General features: G+C 66.6%; 14 protein-coding genes and 1 pseudogene. 7 read left to right on the top strand and 8 right to left on the bottom strand.

Annotation, left to right across the window (positions count from 1 at the left end; all coding sequences use genetic code 11):
- Positions 1-244: 244 nt before the first annotated feature.
- Entirely contained in the window at positions 245-3,349 is a 3,105-nt protein-coding gene (locus ACD584_RS05895) for a TonB-dependent receptor domain-containing protein (RefSeq protein ID WP_076036713.1), read from the bottom strand.
- 288 nt (positions 3,350-3,637) lie between these two features.
- On the bottom strand, positions 3,638-4,375 hold the full coding sequence (locus ACD584_RS05900) for an SIMPL domain-containing protein (RefSeq protein WP_070690581.1): 738 nt from the start codon (positions 4,373-4,375) through the stop codon (positions 3,638-3,640).
- 122 nt (positions 4,376-4,497) lie between these two features.
- Here ACD584_RS05900 and ACD584_RS05905 point away from each other — a divergent pair, with 122 nt between their 5' ends.
- From ACD584_RS05905 to ACD584_RS05915, 3 genes are all read left to right on the top strand, one after another.
- A complete protein-coding gene (locus ACD584_RS05905) occupies positions 4,498-5,070 on the top strand; it encodes a Maf-like protein (protein ID WP_076036714.1) in 573 nt (190 codons plus the stop codon).
- Complete coding sequence (gene rng / locus ACD584_RS05910) at positions 5,071-6,570, top strand: ribonuclease G (protein ID WP_076036715.1); 1,500 nt, start codon at positions 5,071-5,073, stop codon at positions 6,568-6,570.
- Between the two features lie 169 nt (positions 6,571-6,739).
- Positions 6,740-10,630 carry a YhdP family protein gene (locus ACD584_RS05915; protein ID WP_076036716.1) on the top strand — a complete coding sequence of 1,297 codons (3,891 nt, stop codon included), beginning with the start codon at positions 6,740-6,742 and terminating at the stop codon, positions 10,628-10,630.
- A 28-nt stretch (positions 10,631-10,658) separates the two neighbouring features.
- On the opposite strand, the gene ACD584_RS05920 is transcribed toward ACD584_RS05915, so the two are convergent.
- A complete protein-coding gene (locus ACD584_RS05920; protein WP_076036717.1) occupies positions 10,659-11,357 on the bottom strand; it encodes a DUF6065 family protein in 699 nt (232 codons plus the stop codon).
- 98 nt (positions 11,358-11,455) lie between these two features.
- Here ACD584_RS05920 and tldD point away from each other — a divergent pair, with 98 nt between their 5' ends.
- A complete protein-coding gene (gene tldD / locus ACD584_RS05925) occupies positions 11,456-12,901 on the top strand; it encodes a metalloprotease TldD (RefSeq protein WP_076036718.1) in 1,446 nt (481 codons plus the stop codon).
- A 169-nt stretch (positions 12,902-13,070) separates the two neighbouring features.
- Here the strand turns inward: tldD and yjgA are convergent, their stop codons facing one another.
- Positions 13,071-13,652, bottom strand: a complete 582-nt coding sequence (gene yjgA / locus ACD584_RS05930; RefSeq protein WP_014508290.1) for a ribosome biogenesis factor YjgA — start codon at positions 13,650-13,652, stop codon at positions 13,071-13,073.
- A gap of 198 nt (positions 13,653-13,850) precedes the next feature.
- On the opposite strand from yjgA, the gene pmbA reads away from it, so the two are divergent.
- Together pmbA and ACD584_RS05940 are read left to right on the top strand one after the other, a co-directional pair.
- Entirely contained in the window at positions 13,851-15,218 is a 1,368-nt protein-coding gene (gene pmbA, locus ACD584_RS05935; protein WP_076036719.1) for a metalloprotease PmbA, read from the top strand.
- Positions 15,219-15,345: 127 nt separating this feature from the next.
- On the top strand, positions 15,346-15,735 hold the full coding sequence (locus tag ACD584_RS05940) for a DUF4870 domain-containing protein (protein WP_040942277.1): 390 nt from the start codon (positions 15,346-15,348) through the stop codon (positions 15,733-15,735).
- A gap of 71 nt (positions 15,736-15,806) precedes the next feature.
- Here the strand turns inward: ACD584_RS05940 and ACD584_RS05945 are convergent.
- Positions 15,807-16,909 (bottom strand): annotated as a pseudogene (locus ACD584_RS05945) (M35 family metallo-endopeptidase).
- Between the two features lie 110 nt (positions 16,910-17,019).
- Here ACD584_RS05945 and ACD584_RS05950 point away from each other — a divergent pair.
- Positions 17,020-17,229 (top strand): hypothetical protein, encoded by a 210-nt coding sequence (locus ACD584_RS05950; protein WP_139328377.1) that lies wholly within the window; start codon positions 17,020-17,022, stop codon positions 17,227-17,229.
- Between the two features lie 164 nt (positions 17,230-17,393).
- Here ACD584_RS05950 and ACD584_RS05955 read toward each other — a convergent pair whose 3' ends face one another.
- Genes ACD584_RS05955 through tilS form a run of 3 tightly spaced genes read right to left on the bottom strand, consistent with a single transcriptional unit; the run spans position 17,394 to position 19,863 of the window.
- On the bottom strand, positions 17,394-18,269 hold the full coding sequence (locus ACD584_RS05955; RefSeq protein WP_076036720.1) for a polyprenyl synthetase family protein: 876 nt from the start codon (positions 18,267-18,269) through the stop codon (positions 17,394-17,396).
- Entirely contained in the window at positions 18,270-18,533 is a 264-nt protein-coding gene (locus ACD584_RS05960; RefSeq protein ID WP_011037729.1) for an exodeoxyribonuclease VII small subunit, read from the bottom strand.
- A 31-nt stretch (positions 18,534-18,564) separates the two neighbouring features.
- On the bottom strand, positions 18,565-19,863 hold the full coding sequence (tilS, locus tag ACD584_RS05965; RefSeq protein WP_175611838.1) for a tRNA lysidine(34) synthetase TilS: 1,299 nt from the start codon (positions 19,861-19,863) through the stop codon (positions 18,565-18,567).
- Positions 19,864-19,931 lie beyond the last annotated feature (68 nt).

The following is a 19,931-nucleotide window of genomic DNA, read 5'->3' on the forward strand; positions in this document are numbered from 1 at the left end:
GAGGTGCCGCCGTGTTGCTCGATGCGTCAGGAAGGTGCGAGCGGCTGTGGGCGTGCTTGCGTCCCGCGCACCTCATTGACCAGTAGCTGCGGTGCGTAGTCAGCGTGCCGCCGCCGTCGATTGGCTGCAACGACGCGTGCTGAAAACGATCCATTGCCGCATGCAAACACCGACGCGAGCAGTGGCGATCAAGAAAAGCCCAGCCCCTTCCGGGGCTGGGGAAACGACAGTGACGGGAGAGACGTCAGTAGTCGTACGACACCGAGAACATGGCGTAGCGGGGCTGGGTGAAAAACGCGCCCATGCCATAGGTGTTGGAGAGGGTGAAGGCGCCGTCCTCCCAGGTGGAATCGACCTGCAGCGGCTTGCGCTCATTGAAGATATTAAAGGCCTGCAGCGTCATGGCGAGCTTGTTGTCGGCGAACGCGGGGCGATAGGTCAGGCCCAGGTCGACGATCTTGGTCCACGGCAAGCGGCCGGCATCGCCCGGACGCGAGGGCTGCCCATTGCAGATGTGGTGGGCCGAGCCGTAACCGATTGGATCGCCAGCGTCGGAATCTTCGCTGATGCCGTTGATGCTGACGTAGCCAAGGCATGACTTCGGCGTGCCCGACAGAATGCGGATGTTGCCGGCAATCAACCACTCCGGTGCGATCTGATACGAGCCGTATAGTTTGATCTGATGGCGACGGTCGTTGGCCAGATAGCCGCCGGAATACCACATCAATGCAGCGGCATCCCAGTCCTGCGTCTTGGAGACATCGGTCTGGCCGATATCGGATTTGATCTGGCCTTCGGTGTTGCCGAAATTGCGCGACCAGGTGTAGTCGATGCGGCCTTCCCATTTGCCGTCGAACGGATGCTGCAGGAACAGGTCCACGGCCAGATAGGTGCGCTTGGCCTTCTTGTCGAAGCCCCAGTCCGATGGCGACATTGACACCGACGTGCGACCGGAACCATCCAGGTTGGCCAGGCTGAAGGAATTGGTTTCGCCCGGATTGAAGATGATGCAGCCGGGCACGTTGACGCTGTCCGGATCGATCCCCGAGGCCGTGAGCTTGGTGCGCATCCGGTCGGCATCGCAGACGTCGTCGATGGTGGCACCCAGCGTGCGGTAGGTGGCCTTGGCGCCGGTGACCCAGTTCTCGCCCAGCGTCTTGTCGAAGCCGAGCATGAACTCGTCCTGGTACATCGATTTGAGGTCGGTGGCGGCGATGCCGGCGGCATCCGGTGCCTGGCCGCATTCCAGGCCGGCCGACACGATATTGCCGGAGCAGGTGAATCCTGCGGACGGGTCGACCGCCACCGGCGTCAGCCCGGTGGGATTGCCTTGGGCATCGATGCCGCTGTAGGTGAAATACTCGTTGGTAAACGTGGACGGCGAGGCGCCACGGATCGCAACGCTGTTGGGCAGTGCCAAGTAGTAGCGGCCTGCATTGCCATACACCTTGAGTGACGAATCGCCGAACACGTCCCAGCTCAGGCCCAAACGCGGCGCCCATTGGTCGCCACTGGACACGTAGGCCACACCGGCATCATTGAAGTTGGTGAACTTGTCGTTGCGAATGCCCAAGGTCAGCAGCAGCGTATCGGTGACCTGCCATTTGTCTTCGAGAAAATAGGCTTTTTGTTCCACCGACATGCTGGTCGCGGTATTGAAAACGGTCTGATTGACGAAATAGCCATTGCCGCCTGCCGGGCCAACGCCGAGCCCGGCCCTGATCGGCGAGGTCGGTCGCGAGGAGCGGCCATAGGTCCAGGTGTAGCCAGGGCCGGTGGTGATCACGCCTTCGTTGCTTGCATCGAAGTGCATGTTGTCCACACCGGCGGTCAGGGTGTGGGCACCCAGCACATACTCCAGATCGATCCGCAAACCACGCGTGGTGTTTTCGCCATCCCGGGCCTGGCTGGAGGTCTGGTTGTTGCGGATTTCCTGGCCGCCAGTGATGGCCGGATCCTGCAGGTTCGTCCCGGAAAGAAGTGCTGCAGTACTGGGATTGTTGCGAAAGTCTGTCTGCCTGCTCTTGCCGTATGTCGCGCTCAAGGTCAGGTCGTCGGTGATGTAGCTGGTGTACTTGCCGATGTAGTAGCGGTCGTTGACCTTGACCGTATCGGCGAAGGCGTCGGCGGCATCGCCACCCAGGCCTTCGTAGCCCAGAAAGTCGCTGTAGGCGCCGCCTTCGCGGTAGTTGTTTTTGATGCCGGTGAGTTCGAGGATGTTGCTGTCGTTGATGTTCCAGTCGACCTTGGCGTAGACCTTCGGCTCATCGATGCGGTAGTTGTTGCGGCCAATCACCGGGTCGTCGCGGCGCGCCGTCGTCACACCTTCGCTGCGCTCCTGCTCGGCGGCCACGAAAACGAACAAGCGGTCTTCGATCAGCGGGCCGCCGGCATACACGCTGTACACCGTGTTCCAGAACTGGTCGTCCTTGCGGCTGCGGTACAAGCTGCCCGGCAGCGTCGGGTCGCTGTATTCATACCCGTCTGGCGGCGTGGTCGAGGGATAGAACACGTTCTTGTTGTCGCTGGACAGCGACTTCGGGCGCCACAGCACTTGTGCACCGAAATGCCATTCGTTGGTGCCGCGCTTGCCGACCTGGCTGAGCACGCCGCCGGCCGAACGCCCGTAACGCGCGCTGTAGCCACCGGTATAGGTTTCCTGTTGATCGATGGCACCGAACGGCAGGGTGACGCCGCCGATGTTGGTCAACGGATTGGAGGTGAGATACCCGTTGAGGTAGTAGGCGTTTTCGGTGACGCCTGCGCCACCGAAGGAAATGGCGTTGCCGAAATAGCCGCTGCCCTGGACGGCGCCGGGCGACAGCAGTGCGATCGCTTCGCCGGAACGCGCCAGGGGCAGGCGTTGCAGTTGCTCGGCGGTGATCACCGTCCGCGACGCGGTGGCGGACACATCCACCGGCGAGATGTTCTTGCCGGTCACCGTGATGGTGCCCAGCGTGGCGGCATCGCTGGACGCCGGATTGCCGCCGAAGGACACATCGGTGCCGGCCCCGACCCGCAGCGCGATGTCCTTGCGTGTTTCCACCGCCGCTCCGTCACGTTGCAAGGTGACGGTGTAGGTGCCGACTGGCAGGTTGCCGATGGTGTAGCGCCCGTTCGCATCCACCGTTGCGGTGCGGGTGAAGCCGGTATTGCTCTGCACCGTCACACTGGCGCCGGCGCCGGCTGCCACCGTGCCGTAAATACCGGCGGTGGTGCTTTGCGCCGCGGCAGTACCGCTCGCCAGGATGCCTACGGCACCGCTGAGTGCCAGCGCAAGCACACTGATCCGGCGGTAACCTGCGCGCGAGGGCTGCAACGAACGGTGCACAGCGGGATTGCGGGTCATCTCTCTCTCCAGATGAGCGCCGCCAACGAATGTGACGGTGCGCTGACACCCGATGCTAGAGAGCGGTCGCGTTCGCTTAAAGAAAGATTTCTCTGAGTTTCATGCGTCTTTAAGCACAACCGTCAGATTTGTCCTATTCATCTTGCAAACGGCTGCACGTTGCAGCCGCGCGATGGGCATGCGTTCACCGGCGAACGCAGCCAAGCTACGACGCTGGCGGACCAACAGGCAAAAAAAACTGCCCATGACGGGCAGTCTTTTTGAGCGCGCTATTGCGGTGCTAGCGCATCAGCGCCCCAGTTCGAACGTCACATCCAGGGTGATCGACAGGGTGCTTTCGCCCGGAGCCACCTGGGTGTCCATCTCGGCCTTGGCCGAGCGCATCGAGGCGGCCATCATCATCGGGCGCACCACGCCACCGCCGCTGCGGCCTTCGGAGATGCTGACGATGCGGCGCACCTTGAGCCCAAGCGACTTGGCGTAGGTTTCGGCGCGGGCCTGCGCCTTCTTGAGCGCGGCCACGCGGGCTTCGTCGTAGACCGGTTCGGGCTGGTCGATCGAGAAGCTGGGGCCGTTGATGTCGTTGGCGCCTTGCGCAACCAGGGCATCGAGCACCTTGCCCAGCTTGGCGATGTCGCGCACCTTGAGGCTGACGGTGTTGCTGGCCTGGTAGCCGATGATCTTCGGCGCTTCGTTTTCTTTGTAGCTGTACTGCGGATTGAGATTGATGCCGCTGGTCTGCACGTCCTTGTCGGCGATGCCGGCGGCCTTGACTGCGGTCATGACCTTACTCATCTGCTCTGCGTTCTGGCGCATCGCGGCGTTGCCATCCACCGCCTGGGTCACCACACCGGCCGACACCGTGGCGATGTCCGGCACGCGCTTGGCTTCTGCTTCGGCCGACACATTGAGCAAGGTGCCATCCTTGGGAATGGTGTAGCTCGGAGCGGTCTGGGCGTGGGCGGTCATGGCGGTTCCGGCAGCGATGGACAGGGCCAGCAACAACGGCTTGAGGGTGGTACGCATGGAGTCTCCTTGTCTGTGCGCGCAGCGTGTTGTGGGACCGATGAATATGCTGTGAGTCGATCGTGCGCGGCGATGGCGCGACAGGCAAGCGTGCAGGGACGGCCAACAGGTATGCTGGGTGGATGCTCTATCTCGCCTCCCGATCGCCGCGCCGACACGAACTCCTGCATCGCCTCGACGTTCCGTTCCAGACCCTGGAACTGGACGTGCCCGAAGTGCGCGCGCCGGGCGAATCGCCCGAGCACTATGTGCACCGCGTGGCCTTGGACAAGGCGCGCGCGGGGCTGGCACTGGTGCAGGCCGACGATGCACAGGCCATCGTGCTCGGCTCCGATACCGAAGTGGTGCTCGGCGAGCGCGTGTTCGGCAAGCCGGTCGATGTCGATGATGCGATCGCCATGCTCACGGTGCTGGCCGGGCGCACCCACCAGGTGCTCACCGCGGTGGTGCTGGTCGGAGCACAACGGCCAGCGCAGCAGGCGCTGGTGGTGTCGGAGGTCACCTTCGATGCGCTCGATGCGACCGAGATTGCCGCTTATGCGGCGTCTGGCGAGCCCATGGGCAAGGCCGGCGCGTACGCGATCCAGGGGCGTGCGGAGCGCTTCATTACCCATTTGTCTGGCAGCTATTCCGGCGTGATGGGATTGCCGCTGTTCCAGACCTCGCAATTGCTCACAGCCTTCGGAGCACATTAGATGTCGGAAGAGATCCTGGTCAACGTCACCCCCCGCGAAACCCGCGTGGCCGTGATCGAGAACGGCATGTTGCAAGAGCTGCATATCGAACGCGGTTGGCGCCGCGGAGTGGTGGGCAATATCTACAAGGGCAAGGTGCAGCGGGTGATGCCCGGCATGCAGGCTGCGTTCGTGGAAGTGGGCCTGGAGCGCGCCGCGTTCCTGCATGCCAACGACGTGGTGCGGCCGGCCCCGGCGCCCGCGAGCGTGGTGGATACCGAAGAAACCCCGATCCCGCCGCCGCTGGCCGCCTCGGTGCCGATCGTGGAGTTGCTGCGCGACGGCCAGGACATCGTGGTGCAGGTGGTCAAGGACCCGATCGGCACCAAGGGCGCGCGGCTGACCACGCAGATCAGCATTCCCTCGCGGTATCTGGTGCTGCTGCCGCAGTCCAAGGTGGTGGGTGTCTCGGCGCGGATCGAAGACGAGGCCGAGCGCCTGCGCCTGAAGACCATCGTCAGCGAGGTCTCGGCCCAGCATGGCGGCTTCGGCTACATCATCCGCACCAATGCCGAGGGCCAGCCGGCCGAAGCCCTGGCCGAAGACATCGCCTATTTGTCGCGGGTCTGGAACGTGGTCGAGCGGCGCGGCCGCGAGGCGTCGGCGTGCAGCATCATTTACGAAGACCTGAGCCTGCCGCTGCGTGCGGTGCGCGACCTGATCCGCAAGGACGTGGAGAAGGTCAAGGTCGACTCCAACGAGACGTTCGTGCAGCTGCAGGCCTTCGTGGCCAAGTACATGCCGGTGCTGGCCGAGCGGCTGGAGCTGTACACCGGCGACCGCCCGATCTTCGACCTGTATGGCGTGGAAGACGAAATCGGCCGCGCGCTGGACAAGCAGGTGCCGCTCAAGTCCGGCGGCTACCTGGTCATCGACCAGACTGAAGCGATGACCACCATCGACGTCAACACCGGTTCGTTCGTCGGCCAGCGCAATCTGGAAGAAACCGTGTTCCGCACCAATCTGGAGGCGGCGCAGGCGGTGGCCCGGCAGCTGCGGCTGCGCAACCTGGGCGGCATCATCATCATCGATTTCATCGACATGGATGATCCCGAGCATCGGCGCCAGGTGTTGCGCACGCTGGAAAAGGCATTGGCCCGCGACCACGCCAAGACCACCGTGTACGAGTTCTCGCCGCTGGGCCTGGTGGAGATGACCCGCAAGCGCACCGTGGAAAGCCTGGAGCGGCAGTTGTCGGAAACCTGCGGCCAGTGCGGCGGGCGCGGCACCATCAAGACCGCCGAAACGGTGACCTACGAAATCTTCCGCGAGATCACCCGCGCGGTGCGGCAGTTCGATGCCGCGCGGCTGCTGGTGATCGCCTCGTCCAAGGTGGTGGCGCGCATCACCGACGAAGAATCCGCGGCGGTGGCCGAACTGGAGGAATTCCTCGGCAAGAGCATCCGCTTCCAGTCCGACGACCAGTACCTGCAGGAGCAGTTCGACGTGGTGCTGCTGTGAGGCAGGGAATGGAGAGTCGGGAATCGGGAATGGGGGAAGAGCGAAAGGCTCTCTGCGGGATACTGTTAACGGCCTTAGAATGGGGGAGTGCGCGAACGGATGATCGTGCGTACGGGGCGCTGCGTGCTCTTACGACTCCCGACTCCCGACTCCCGATTCCCCGCCGTTAATGCCGACCCCGCTGCGCCGCCGTCTCCGCCTGTTTCGCCGTTATGCGATCACCGCCAGTGCGCTCGCGCTGGTGGCGCTCGCCGTGCTGGTGGGCGCGGCCAGCCAGGCGCTGCCGCTGGCAGAGCAGCATCCGCAACAGATCGCCGCGTGGCTGAGCGAGCGTGCCGGCCAGCCGATCCGCTTCGACCGCCTGCAGACCGAATGGACCCGCCGCGGCCCGTTGTTGCGTCTGGATGGGCTGCGCATCGGCCCCAACGATGACGTGCGTGTGGGTCAGGCCGAAGTGGTGCTGGCGATGTACGCCGGCCTGCTGCCGGGCCATGCGCTGACCGAGGTGCGCCTGCGTGGGCTGGCCTTGACCCTGCAGCGTGGCGATGACGGGGTGTGGTCGGTGCAGGGGCTGCCCAGTGGCCGGCATGCGGATCCCCTGGACGCCTTGCGCCGGTTAGGCGAAATCCAGGTGTCGGAGGCGCGGCTGCATATCGATGCGCCGTCGATCGGGCTGGACACCACGCTGCCACGGATCGATCTGCGGCTGCGCGTGCAGGGCGCGACCCTGCGCGTCGGCAGCCGCAGCTGGATCGACCCGGCACGTGCGCCGCTGACCTCGGTGCTGGAGTTCGACCGCGACAGTGGCGATGGCAGCGCGTACGCGCAGGCCGCGCCGGCGGACCTGGCCGCGTGGGCGTCGCTGCTGCAGGCCGGCGGCGTGCGGGTGGATGGCGGCAGTGGACGGCTGCAGGCCTGGGCGCAACTGCGTGCCCGCCGCGTGTCTGCGGTCACCGTGGTGGCCGACCTCACCCAGGTGCAATTGTCGGGAGCGCCGTTGGCTGGCGAATCGGCGCGCCGCACGCTCAAGTGGGAACGCCTGCAGGCGCGTGCGCGCTGGCAGACCGTGGCGGGTGGCTGGCAGCTGGATGCACCACAGCTGCGGCTGGGCAGCGCGAACACGCTGCAGCATCTCGACGGCCTGAGCATCGCCGCCGGGCGCCGTTATGCGGTGGTGGGCGATGCACTGGATGTGTCCGGGCTGATCGCCGCCGCTGCGCTGAGCGACCAGCTGTCGCCGGGCCTGCGCCGCTGGTTGGCGTTGTCCAGGCCGCAGTTGCGCGTGAGCAAGCTGCAGCTGGCGGGCGAGCAGGGCGGCGCGGTGCGCGCGCAGGGGCAGGTGGAGGAACTGGCATTCCAGCCGGTCGGGAAATCGCCGGGTATCAGCGGCCTGCGCGGGCACTTCGACGGCGATGCGCAGGCGATCGCGCTGCAAACTGCGCCCGATGCCACGCTGCGCTTCGACTGGCCTACCGGCTTTGGCGTGGTGCACGAAGTGCAACTGGCCGGCAGCATCGTTGGCTGGCGCGACGGTGACGGCTGGCAGGTCGCCACGCCGGCGCTGCGGGTGCAGGCCAAGGACTACGGCGCCAACCTGCGCGGCGGGATGTGGTTTGAGAACGATGGCACCCGGCCACGCATCTCCCTGGCGGCGCAGCTGGATGACGCCGCACTGCCGGTGGCGCGCAAGTTCTGGATCCGTTCGAAGATGAGCAAGGCCGCCATCGACTGGCTCGACATGGCCGTGGCCGGCGGCGTGATCACCGGCGGCACCGGCCTGGTCAGCGGTGACCTGGACGACTGGCCGTTCGACAACAACGATGGCCGCTTCGAAGCCTTCGGGCAGATCCGCGATGGCGAGATCCGCTTCCAGCCGGACTGGCCGGCGATGACCCAGGTGCAGGCCGATCTGCGCTTCATCGGCAATGGTTTCTCGCTGCAAGGCAGCGGCGCGCTGGCCGGCACGCCGGTGGCGCAGTTCGAGGCCGGTATCCCGAATTTCGCCACCTCCGAGCTCTATGTGCGCGCCTCCACCCAGGCTGACACTGCGCAGTTGCTGGGCATGTTGCGCAGCAGCCCGCTGGAGCGCCGCTATGGCGATACCTTGCGCAACCTCACCACCTCCGGCCCGGCCGCGGTCACCTTCGATCTGCTGCGCCCGTTACGCACCAAGGGCGTGGGCGGGCATCTGCAGGGCACCGTTGCGCTGCAGGGCGCCAAGCTGGCCGACGCGCGCTGGAACCTGGCCTTCGATCAGGTCAGCGGGCAGGCCGAGTACCGCGACAGCGGCTTCGGCGCCGAGCATCTGAGCGTGCAGCACCAGGGCCGCACCGGCGAGCTGGCGTTGCGTGCCGGCGGCTTCGTGCAGGACCCGGCGCAGGCGTTCGAGGCGCGCTTCGGGGCCACGCTGGATGCGAAGGAGCTGTTCGACCGCGCGCCGCAGATGGAATGGCTGCGTCCGTATGTGCATGGCAGCGCGCCATGGCAGGTGGGCGTGGATGTGCCGCTGGCGCGTCCGGGGCAGCCCGATGTGCCTGCACAGCTCACGTTGCGCTCGCAGTTGGTCGGCACCACGCTGGATCTGCCCGCACCGCTGGACAAGCCGGCCACGCAGCCGCTGGACACGCGGGTCAAGGTGGCTTTGCCGGTGGGCAATGGCGATATCGATGTGGCGTTCGGCCAGCTGGTGGCGGTCAAGGCCAGCAGCCAGGGCACCCAGACCGGCGTGCGCGTGGTGATGGGCACCGACACCGTGACCGAGCGGCCGCCGGCCAATGGCCTGGTGGTCAATGGCCGCACCGCCTCGCTGGATGCCATCGACTGGATCGGCCTGGCGCGCGGCAGTGCCGAGCCCGACATGCCGCCGCTCCCCGGCCAACCGGCACAGCCAAGCGAAAAGCTGCCGCTGCTGCAGGTGGATGTGCAGGCCGATAAATTGTTGATGATTGGCGGCGTCTTTCCGCAAACCCGCCTGCGCCTGCGCCCCACCCGCGATGCGGTGGCGGTGACGCTGGATGGGCCGTCGCTGGCCGGCCAGCTCACCGTGCCCAATGCCGACGGCGCCGCAGTGCAGGGCAAGCTCAGCACGGTGCGCTGGCAGCCGGTGGCCGCTGCGCCGGAACCGGCCGCGCCCGAGCCTGGCGACCCGCTCGCCGGCGCATTGCCGGAGCCGGCGCGGCGCGCGGTGGCAGAGTTCGACCCGGTGTCGATCCCGCCGCTATCGTTGGATATCGACGACCTGCGCGTGGGCAAGATGACCCTGGGTGCTGCCACCTTGCGCAGCAGCCGGCTGACCGACGGCATGCAGGTGGACCAGCTGCAACTGCGCTCGGACGACCAGAACATCGGCCTGACCGGCGCCTGGCGCGGCAAGGGCGAGGCCGCCAGCACGCGGCTGTCTGCGCGCGTGGACAGCCGCAACCTGGGCAATCTGCTGCAGAACCTCACCCTGGGCGGGCAGCTGCGCGGTGGCGAAGGCCAGCTGGAACTCAACGCCGGCTGGCAGGGCTCGCCGACCGGGTTTGCGCTCGGCTCGCTCGAGGGCAACCTCACCGTGGACGCCCGCAACGGCCAGTTGCTGGAGGTGGACCCCGGCGCCGGCCGCGTACTTGGCCTGCTCAGCGTGGCGCAGTTGCCGCGCCGGTTGATGTTCGACTTCCGCGACTTCTTCTCCAAGGGCCTGGCGTTCAACAAGCTTGCCGGCGAAGTGCGCTTTGGCGATGGCTTTGCGCGCACCGATGCGATCCGGATCGAAGGCCCGGCCGCCGACATCGCCATTCGCGGGCAGACCGACCTGCGTGCGCAGACCTTCGACCAGACCGTGGACGTGAACCCCAAGGCCGGCAATCTGCTCACGGTGGTGGGCGCGGTGGCCGGTGGCCCGGTGGGCGCGGCGGTCGGCGCGGCCGCCAATGCGGTGCTCGGCAAACCGCTGGGTGCGATTGGTGCCAAGACGTATCACGTCACCGGGCCGTGGAAGGAGCCGCAGGTGGACGTGGTAGACCGCGATGCGCGCGAGCGTGCGCCCGCCAGGCCGGCGCCGGACAAGGCGCCGCGCTAGGCAGTCAGTCGATCACTCGGCGGGCGGGTCAGACGGCGCGCCGGTACGGGTGAATAGCGGCAGGCGCAGTCACGCCACGAAAGTAGCCGCGCTGCCATTTCTCGCGCGCCGCCGCCGATTGCGCGTCCGGCAAGGCCTCCAGGAAACGGGTGCGGCTGTCGGTCCAGTCGGCATGCTGCTGCGCCAGCGCCGGCGTTTCGGACAACGGCTGCCACTGCGGCTGCACCTGTTCGATCAACTGCCGCTGCAGCGGGAACAGATGGCAAAACGGCTCGCCCGCCTCGAAACGCACGCGCCCCGGTCGGGTAAAACGCCAGTTCATGGTGAAGGTGTACGGGCTCCAGTCGGTTTCCACGATGCCGCTCAGCGCACCGATGCCGTCCTTGGGGCAGTTCAACGGCCCGCTGACGAACAGGTTCACACCCGCGTCGGTCCGAAACAGGCAGGGCACGTGGAAGGTGAGCATGCCGTAGCCGAAATGGCTGATCGCCGGCGCGGCGGTGCCGGCATCGGCGGTGATCACCACCGCGCCCAGCCCATCGCCGCCATCCCAGACCGCCTCGAAACCGGCCTGGCACAGCAGCTCCCAGCCATGCGCATTGGCGATGGCCAGCGGCAGGCAACGGTAGGCGTAGCGTTGGTCGGTGGCATCCATCCAGGCGCGTTCGTGCGGCGCGGGGCGGATATCCAGCGTGTGTCCGTCCAGAACGTGGGCAATGAGTTTCATGCGTGCGCGGTGGCTGGCAGCGGGCTGGCGATGATAGCCGCGTGCCACGTTCAGCCGCGCGACTTGTCTCCCCGGCGCGCGACCCCCATCCTCACAGCATGACCGACACCGCCCTGACTCTGGCCGAATCCCGGCTGCTGCTTCCTTCCGGCCTGGATACCGGCCACCTCGACCGCACCTTCGGCGCCCTGCTGGGCCCCGGCATCGACTTCGGCGACCTGTACTTCCAGCATTCGCGACGCGAGAGCTGGAGCGTGGAAGACGGCATCGTCAAGGACGGTGCGCATTCCATCGAACAAGGCGTGGGCGTGCGCGCCATCTCTGGCGAAAAAACCGGCTTCGCCTATTCCGACGACATCCAGCGCGAAGCCTTGCTGGAAGCGGCCCAGTCGGCGCGCGCGATCTCGCGCGATGGCGGCGCGCAATCCACCCGCACGCTGGTGCGCGGCAACGGCCGTGCGCTGTATCCGGCCACCGACCCGATCGACGACATGGACAGCGCCACCAAGGTGGACCTGCTGCGCCGCATCGACCAGTACCTGCGCGCTGCGGACTCGCGCGTCAAGCAGGTGATGGTGAGTTTGTCCGGCGGCGTGGACACGGTACTGATCGCGCGCAGCGACGGTGTGCTGGCCGCCGACGTGCGTCCGCTGGTGCGCTTGAACGTGCAGGTGATCGTCGAACACGGCGGCCGCCGCGAGTCCGGCTATTCCGGTGGCGGTGGCCGTTACGGCTATGCCGAGCTGTTCGCTGACGGACGCCCGGAAGGTTTTGCGCGTGAAGCATTGCGCCAGGCGCTGGTCAACCTGGATGCGATTCCCGCGCCGGCCGGCGTGATGCCGGTGGTGCTGGGGCCGGGCTGGCCGGGCGTGCTGCTGCACGAAGCGGTGGGCCATGGGCTGGAAGGCGACTTCAATCGCAAGGGCACCAGCGTGTACGCCGGCCGCATCGGCGAGCGCGTGGCCTCCAAGGGCGTGACCATCGTCGATGACGGCACCCTGGATGGACGCCGCGGCTCGCTCAATATCGATGACGAAGGCACGCCCAGCCAGTGCACCACGCTGATCGAAGACGGCGTGCTGGTCGGCTATATGCAGGACACCCACAACGCGCGTCTGATGGGCGTGGCGCCCACCGGCAATGGCCGCCGCGAATCCTTCGCGCACCTGACCATGCCGCGCATGACCAATACCTACATGCGTGCCGGCGAGCATGATCCGCAGGAGATGATCCGCTCGGTCAAGAAGGGTATCTATGCGGTCAACTTCGGTGGCGGCCAGGTCGACATCACCAGCGGCAAGTACGTGTTCTCCGCAACCGAAGCGTACCTGATCGAAGGCGGCAAGGTCACCGCGCCGGTGAAGGGCGCCACCCTGATCGGCAATGGCCCGGAAACCATGCAGAAGGTGCGCATGATCGGCAACGATCTGGCCCTGGACGAAGGCGTGGGCGTCTGCGGCAAGGACGGGCAGAGCGTGCCGGTCGGCGTGGGTCAGCCATCGCTGCTGATCGACGGCATCACCGTGGGCGGAACGCAGGCCTGAGATGCCGGGAATCGGGAATCGGGAGTGGGGAATCGCAACGGCAAGGGCGCAGAGTAGTGCGTCGGGCGGTTGCGGTTTGCCGGTTCAGCGGAGGGGCATCGAGAGTCAGGAGCAGAGAATCGCAACGGCAGGGATGGCCGCTGCGGGGCTGGATGGATCGGGCGGAGCCTTATTCGTCGTTTTCCGACGCCGACTCTTCGTCTTCCAATCCCGCATCCCCACTCTCCAATCCCGGCTTCTGAGACAGATCACGCAGTACCTGGAACAGCTCACGGTAGGCGCGCGGCGGCTTGTTCTTGGCCCGCTCGTGGATCGCGTTGCGCACCAGTTGACGCAGTTGCTGGCGGTCGGCGGCCGGGTAGGCTTCCAGCAGTTCGGCCAGCGCGACGTCGCCTTCGGCGAGCAGGCGCTCGCGCCAGCGTTCGACGCGGTGAATCGCCGCCACTTCGCGGCGAGCGGTATCGCTGTTGGCATCCAGCGCATCGCGGATCGCATCCAGGGTTTCGTCGTCCTCGCGGCGCATGTGCTTGGCCAGAAACGCCAGCTGGCGCTTGTGCGCGATATGCGAGGTGATGCGCTTGCTCTCTTCGATATGCGGGATCAACGATTCGGGCACCGGCAACTTGGCCAGCTGCGTCGGGGTGAGCGCCACCAGTTTTTCGCCCAGGTCGAAAATTTCCAACGCCTCGCGCCGTTGCTGGCTGCGGCTGGCGCCACGAAATTCACCGGTATCTTCATCGCGTCCGCGCATGCCACTACATCCCAAAACGTGTTTAGTTAAATTTCCGGCCATGAACGGCCGGACTCCGGCGGAAGCCTCCGCACCAAATTCAGACACTGCGGCCATGGATGGCCGAGCATTCTGCGGAAGGATCCGCATCCAAATTCAGACAGTCCGGCCACGATGGCCGGGCTTTCGCGGACGGATCCGCATCCAAAGGATAAAGCATTGAACGCACTCTCCTCCGAAACCCGTGTGACCGACGACAGCCTGCAGCTCCTGGAGGCACTCACCGACATCTCTCAGCGGCTGCTCGAGCGCGCCCGCGCCGCCGGCGCGACCCAGGCCGAAGTGAGCTGCAGCGAAGAACGCGGTCTGGACGTGAACGTGCGGCTGGGCGAGGTGGAAACCGTCGAGTCCACGCGCGACCGCGGCATTGCGGTCACGGTGTACTTCGGCAAGCGCAAGGGCAGTGCGAGCACCGCCGACCTGCAGGAATCCAGCCTGGAGGCCACCGTTGCGCAGGCCTGCGCCATTGCCCGCTACACCGAAGACGACCCCGCCGCCGGCCTGGCCGATGCGGAGCTGATGGCGCGCGACTTTCCCGAGCTGGACAGCTGGCACCCATGGGCGCTGGACGCCGACACCGCCGTGGATCTGGCGCTGGCCTGCGAAAACGCCGGCCGGCAGGCCGATACGCGGATCAGTAACTCCGACGGCGCCTCGGCCAGCACCGGGCTCAGCCTGTCGGTGTACGCCAACTCGCACGGATTCATCGGGCGCGAGCGCGGCACCCACCATTCGATCAGCTGCGCGCTGATTGCCGGGCAGGGCGATGGCATGCAGCGCGATGGTTGGTACAGCAGTGCGCTGGCGCGCGAAGACCTGGAAGCGCCGGACGCGATCGGCCGGCATGCCGCCGCGCGCACCGTGGCACGGTTGCAGCCGCGCTCGCTGCCGACCGGCCAGTTGCCAGTGTTGTTCGCGCCGGAAGTGGCACGCTCGCTTGTCGGGCACTTGCTCGGTGCAGTGTCCGGCGGTGCGCTGTACCGCCGCGCCAGCTTCCTGCTCGATAGCGTCGGCACGCAGCTGTTTCCTGAGTGGTTCGGCATCGAGGAATTGCCGCACCTGCGTCGCGGCCTGCGCTCGGCCGCGTTCGACGGGGAAGGCGTGGCCACGCGCCGCTCGGCCTTGGTCGACGGCGGCGTGTTGCAGCGCTATGTGCTGGGCAGCTATTCGGCGCGCAAGCTCGGGCTGCAGACCACCGCCAATGCCGGCGGGGTGCACAACCTGCAGGTGACCGCCAATGCCGGCGACCTGGCATCGATGGTCGCCGGCATGTCGCGCGGGCTGCTGGTCACCGAGCTGATGGGCAACGGCGTCAACGCGGTGACCGGCGACTATTCGCGCGGTGCCGGCGGGTTCTGGGTCGAGAACGGCGAGATTGCCTATCCGGTCGACGGGCTGACCATTGCCGGCAACCTGCGCGACATGTTTGCCGGGATCGAAGCGGTGGGCAGCGATGTCGACCCGCGCTCGCACGTCAAGATCGGCTCGGTGCTGATCAATCGCATGACCGTGGCCGGCGACAGCTGAGTCACCCGCCCAGTAACTGCGCCCGCCAGCGTCCCGGCGCTGGCGGACCCATGGCTTCCCGCACTGGTGGCGCGCGGATTGGTTGCTATAGTCCGCCGCACACCACAACCATGCATGGGGAGACATGATGAGCGAGTTCGACACACACGCCGCGCCACCACCGCCGCCGATCAGCACCGGCACGCCCTCGGAAGAGCGCACGCTGGCACTGGCCGCGCACCTGCTGGGCATCCTGACGTCCTTCATCGGCGCGCTGGTGATCTGGCTGATCAGCAAGGACGCCAGCCCGTCCAAGCCGTTTGCCACCGACCAGGCCAAGGAAGCGCTGAACTTCCAGATCACCGTGATCATTGCCTACGTGGCTGCGGTGATCCTGACCATCGTGTCGTTCGGCATCCTGTTCTTCGTGCCGACGCTGGTGTGGGTCGCCAACCTGGTGCTCTGCATCCTGGCGGCGGTCAAGGCCAACAGCGGCGAGAGCTACCGCTATCCGTTCACGCTGCGCCTGATCAAGTAATTCTTGATTACGCGTAAAACAAAGGCCCGGCAGTCATGCCGGGCCTTTGGCGTTTTTAGAAAGTCACGCAATCAGTTCTGCGCCGGGGTGTTCTCGGCAAAGTACTCGTGGCTGTCGGCATTGGTGATCGCCTGGGCCGGGTTGCTGATCGCCAGGCTGCGTGCGCCGGACTGACCATACACGCGGTCCTGGGTGCCGGCCACCACGGTGAAGTGGCTGGTCTCGTGCACCAGCGTGCCGGCCTTGGAGTCGGTGCCGGTTGTCGACGCGCTCCAGAACGCGTTGCAGACATGGATCTCGTACGGCTGGTTCGGATAGACGTAAGCGAAGGCGTCCGCCAGATCCGCTTCGCAGCTGCAGTTGATCGTCAGCTGGCCATTGTTCTGGTCCAGCGCGTTGTCGATGTTGACGAAGTTGGAGCTGACCCGGCTGTAGCGCGCGGCGTTGTAGGTGCCGAACCAGGTGGTGTAGCGCGCCCCGGTGCTGCCGCCGTTGAGGTAGGTACGCGCGTTCTGCGAGTAATTACGCGCGGCAGCGACGCCACTGGCGGCCTGGTTGGTGCGGGTGGTGCTGCAGTTGAGATAGTTGATGCCGTTGACCACGGCGGTCGGGCCGATTGCGAGCTGGCGCTGTACGCCACGCCACGCCGCGCGCCATCCAGCCAGACGGTGAGCGGGGTGCTGGTGGCCACTGCCGGCAGGCCGTTTGCGGCCTTCATCAGGCTGCCATCGGACAGCGAGGCGTACTGCAGCGACGAGCGCACCTGGATGGTGTAGTTGCCGCTGGTGGACAGGTCATAGGCACCGGCCAGATCCACCTCGCCCTGGACACTCTGGCCCGGCTGCAGGATGGTGAAGTCGGCTGCCTTGGGCAGGCCGCGCTTGACCAGGCGCCCGGTGTAGTCCACCGGCTTGCCGTCGCGGCTCACTTCCAGGATGCCGTTGTCCAGCGACTTCAGCGGCAGCTGATAGGTCGGAACGCGGGCGACCTGGCTGCCGTTGTTGGTGACGGTGACCGCGATCCTGCCTTGATGTCGCCCGGCCTGGTCGGCCACTGGCGCCAGTTCGATGGTCAACGGAACCGGTCCGCGCACGGACTGTGCCTGCGCCGAACCGAGCACGCCGACGACGGCCAGCGTGCCTGCTGCAAACGATGCAAGAAAAACATTCTTCACCAGTGACTCTCCTTGGTCGGGGGATGCCCGCAAGCGCGGGCAGGCCAAACCTAGGCAGAGCGAGCGGACGCGACAAGTCGTTCAATTAGCAATATTTCTGGATGTAGCGCATGGGTTATGCATCCGGATACATCACTGGTGTAGATAATTCAGCAATAAAGCGTGCCGTCGGTCATGGAATCGTGGTGCCTGTGTGTCGCCGGCTGACACAAACTGTGGCGACCAATGTGCCGTTTTGTGACCAGGCGCGCCTGTTGCCTGAATGGATCCGCGTGATCGACCGTGCGGTGGCGCACGGAATGCGCAAACGTGTCGCGTAACGCGAACACCGGGAGGTGATGCATGCGGCGGCCGCCGTGTTTGCGTTGGCGTCTGGCTGGGCGGCGATGTGGTGCGGAGCGATGCGTTGGAGTCCGCAGATGCTCGGCATCCACGCGCCATCACACGCGCTCGGCAGCCGCGCGTGAGGCCTGGTTAGCCGTATCTAGTGGGCGCGGTCGACCGCGAAGCGGCCGAGGCTGGCCAAGGTGGCGCCGGATTCGCCGTAGGGCAGCAACAGTGCGTGCATATGGCTGGCCAGTTCCGCCAGCTTGGTTTTGGCGCCGTCCATGCCCAGCAAGGCGGGGTAGGTGGACTTGGACTGCGCCGCATCCTTGCCGGCGGTCTTGCCGAGCTGGGCGGAGCTTGATTCCACATCCAGGATGTCGTCACGCACCTGGAACGCGAGCCCCAGCGCGTCGGCAAACGCATCCAGACGCTGCTGGTCGGCAATACCCGCGCCGCCGGTCAGCACGCCCATGCGCACCGCGGCACGGATCAGCGCACCGGTCTTGAGCGCATGCATGCGCTGCAGTGCCTCCAGCGCCTGCACCTGCCCGGTGGCGTCGATATCCAGCGCTTGGCCGCCACACATGCCGGCCGCACCGGCGGCAGATGCCAGGCTCTGCAACCAGCCCACCCGCAGTGCCGCATCTGCCGGCGCCTCGGCCAGCAGTTCGAACGCGCGTGCCTGCAAGGCATCGCCGGCCAGGATCGCGGTGGCTTCGTCGAAGGCGATGTGCACCGTGGGGCGGCCGCGACGCAGCGCGTCATCGTCCATGGCCGGCAGGTCATCGTGCACCAGCGAATACGCGTGGATCAGTTCTACCGCCACCGCCGGCGCGTCCAGGCTGCCTTCTTCGGCGCCGAACAAGGCGCCGCTTGCATAGACCAGCAGCGGACGCATGCGCTTGCCGCCACCAAGCACGGCGTGGCGCATGGCCGCGTGCAAACGCTGCGGGGCGAGGGCGGGGCTGGGAAGGCAGGCGTCCAGCTGCCGTTCGGTGCGTGCAAGCCAGCGCTCAAACAACGCCGCGCTCACTCAGCCGCCATCCAGCGACGGCGGCTCGAATGCTTCTGCCTGTTCGGGGCGTGCGGGGTCGGTCACCAGACGCACGCGCAATTCCGCCTGTTCCAGCGCCTGCTGGCAATCGCGGTACAGCCCGATGCCGCGCTCGTAGGCGGTGAGCGACTGCTCCAGGCTCATCTCGCCCACTTCCATCTTCTGCACCAGTTGCTCGAGTTCTTCCAGCGACTGTTCGAAGCGGGCGACGGGGGAGGATTCGTTCAAAGACTTCTTGGCCATCGACAAAGTGTGCGGCGCGCGCGCAGGCGGGTCAATTCGCGGGTGCAGCGCTGCGCCACTGCAGGCGCGCGGCGTGCGCACGCAACCACTGGTCCAGCGTGGCAGACACGATCTGATCACCGGCGGCCAGCAATGTCTCGCCGGCCCACAACAAGGGCAGGCGCGTGCGTTCCCACGGCGGCAGGTCTGATTGCTGCAGCAGATGTTTGAGCTGATGCGAATGGGTCCGGCCCGGCAGCACGATGCGCTCGCCGCCCTGGCGCGCGCGCACCTGCAGTGGCTGCTCGAAGCGCAAGCCCGGCGTGCCGCGCAGTTGCAGTTGCGCGCCGTCGGGCAATAACAGTGTGCTGTCGCCGTTCCACTCGGCCTGCCACTGCGCTGGCCACGTCGCGCGCGCACTGAGCAGGTACAGCTGCTGACGCCAGCGGCGAATTTCTGTCTGTTGCCAGGCAAAGCAGGTCTGCCGATCCGGCTGCGTGGTGGCGATCTCGCGTTCAAGTGCGTGCACGCCCTGCGCCGGCAGCGGCGGCGCGTGCGCAGCGGCCACCCAGGCGCGCAACAGGCGTGCGCGGCGCGCGGGGGAATGGCTGCGCAATGGCTGCAGCTCCAGGGCGCCGGCGCTGTTGCAGACGGTGGGCAGCAGGTTGACGTCGTCGTCGTGCAGCAGGGTGCTGGCATCGCCGCACAGCTGCGCGCTGCGGGCCAGTGCATCGGCCGCCAGCGGCCAGCGCTGCTGCAGCGCCGGCAGAACCTGCGTGCGCAGGAAATTGCGGTCGTGCTGCGGATCGGTATTGCTGGGGTCGTCGATCCAGCGCACTGCATGCGCCTGCGCATAGGCCGCCAAATCGGCGCGTGCGTGGCCGAGCAACGGCCGCCACAGCGTGCCCGGGCCGAACGGGCGCTGCGGACGCATCGCCGCCAGTCCGTCAGGGCCGGAAGCGCGCAGCGCGCGCAGCAGGAAGGTTTCGGCCTGGTCGTCACGGTGATGCGCCAGTGCCAGCCACTCACCCGCTGCCAGGGTCGCTGCAAAGGCCGCATGCCGCGCGGCGCGTGCGGCCGCTTCCAGCCCGCTACCGCTGTCGCGTGCCACCTGCACGCGCACGATGTGCAGGGCAATCCCCAAGGCCGCGCACTGCTGTTGGCAGTGCAGCGCCCAGGCGTCAGCATCCGCATGCAGTCCATGGTGGACATGCACGGCGCGCAGGCCGGCCTCGCGGTAGCCGGGGGTGGCGGCCAGGGCATGCAGCAACACGGCCGAATCCATACCACCGCTGTAGGCGACCAGCACCGGTGCCGGTGGGGTGGCGGGGATCAACCCGGCTGCCTGCATCACGTCCACGTCAGGCCACGCCCGTCATGACGCCGACCGCTGCCGGCCGCGCACCGCACCGGTTGTGC

Origin of the sequence: Xanthomonas sp. NCPPB 2922 (assembly GCF_041520885.1) — a bacterium.
Classification (GTDB): Bacteria; Pseudomonadota; Gammaproteobacteria; order Xanthomonadales; family Xanthomonadaceae; genus Xanthomonas; species Xanthomonas campestris.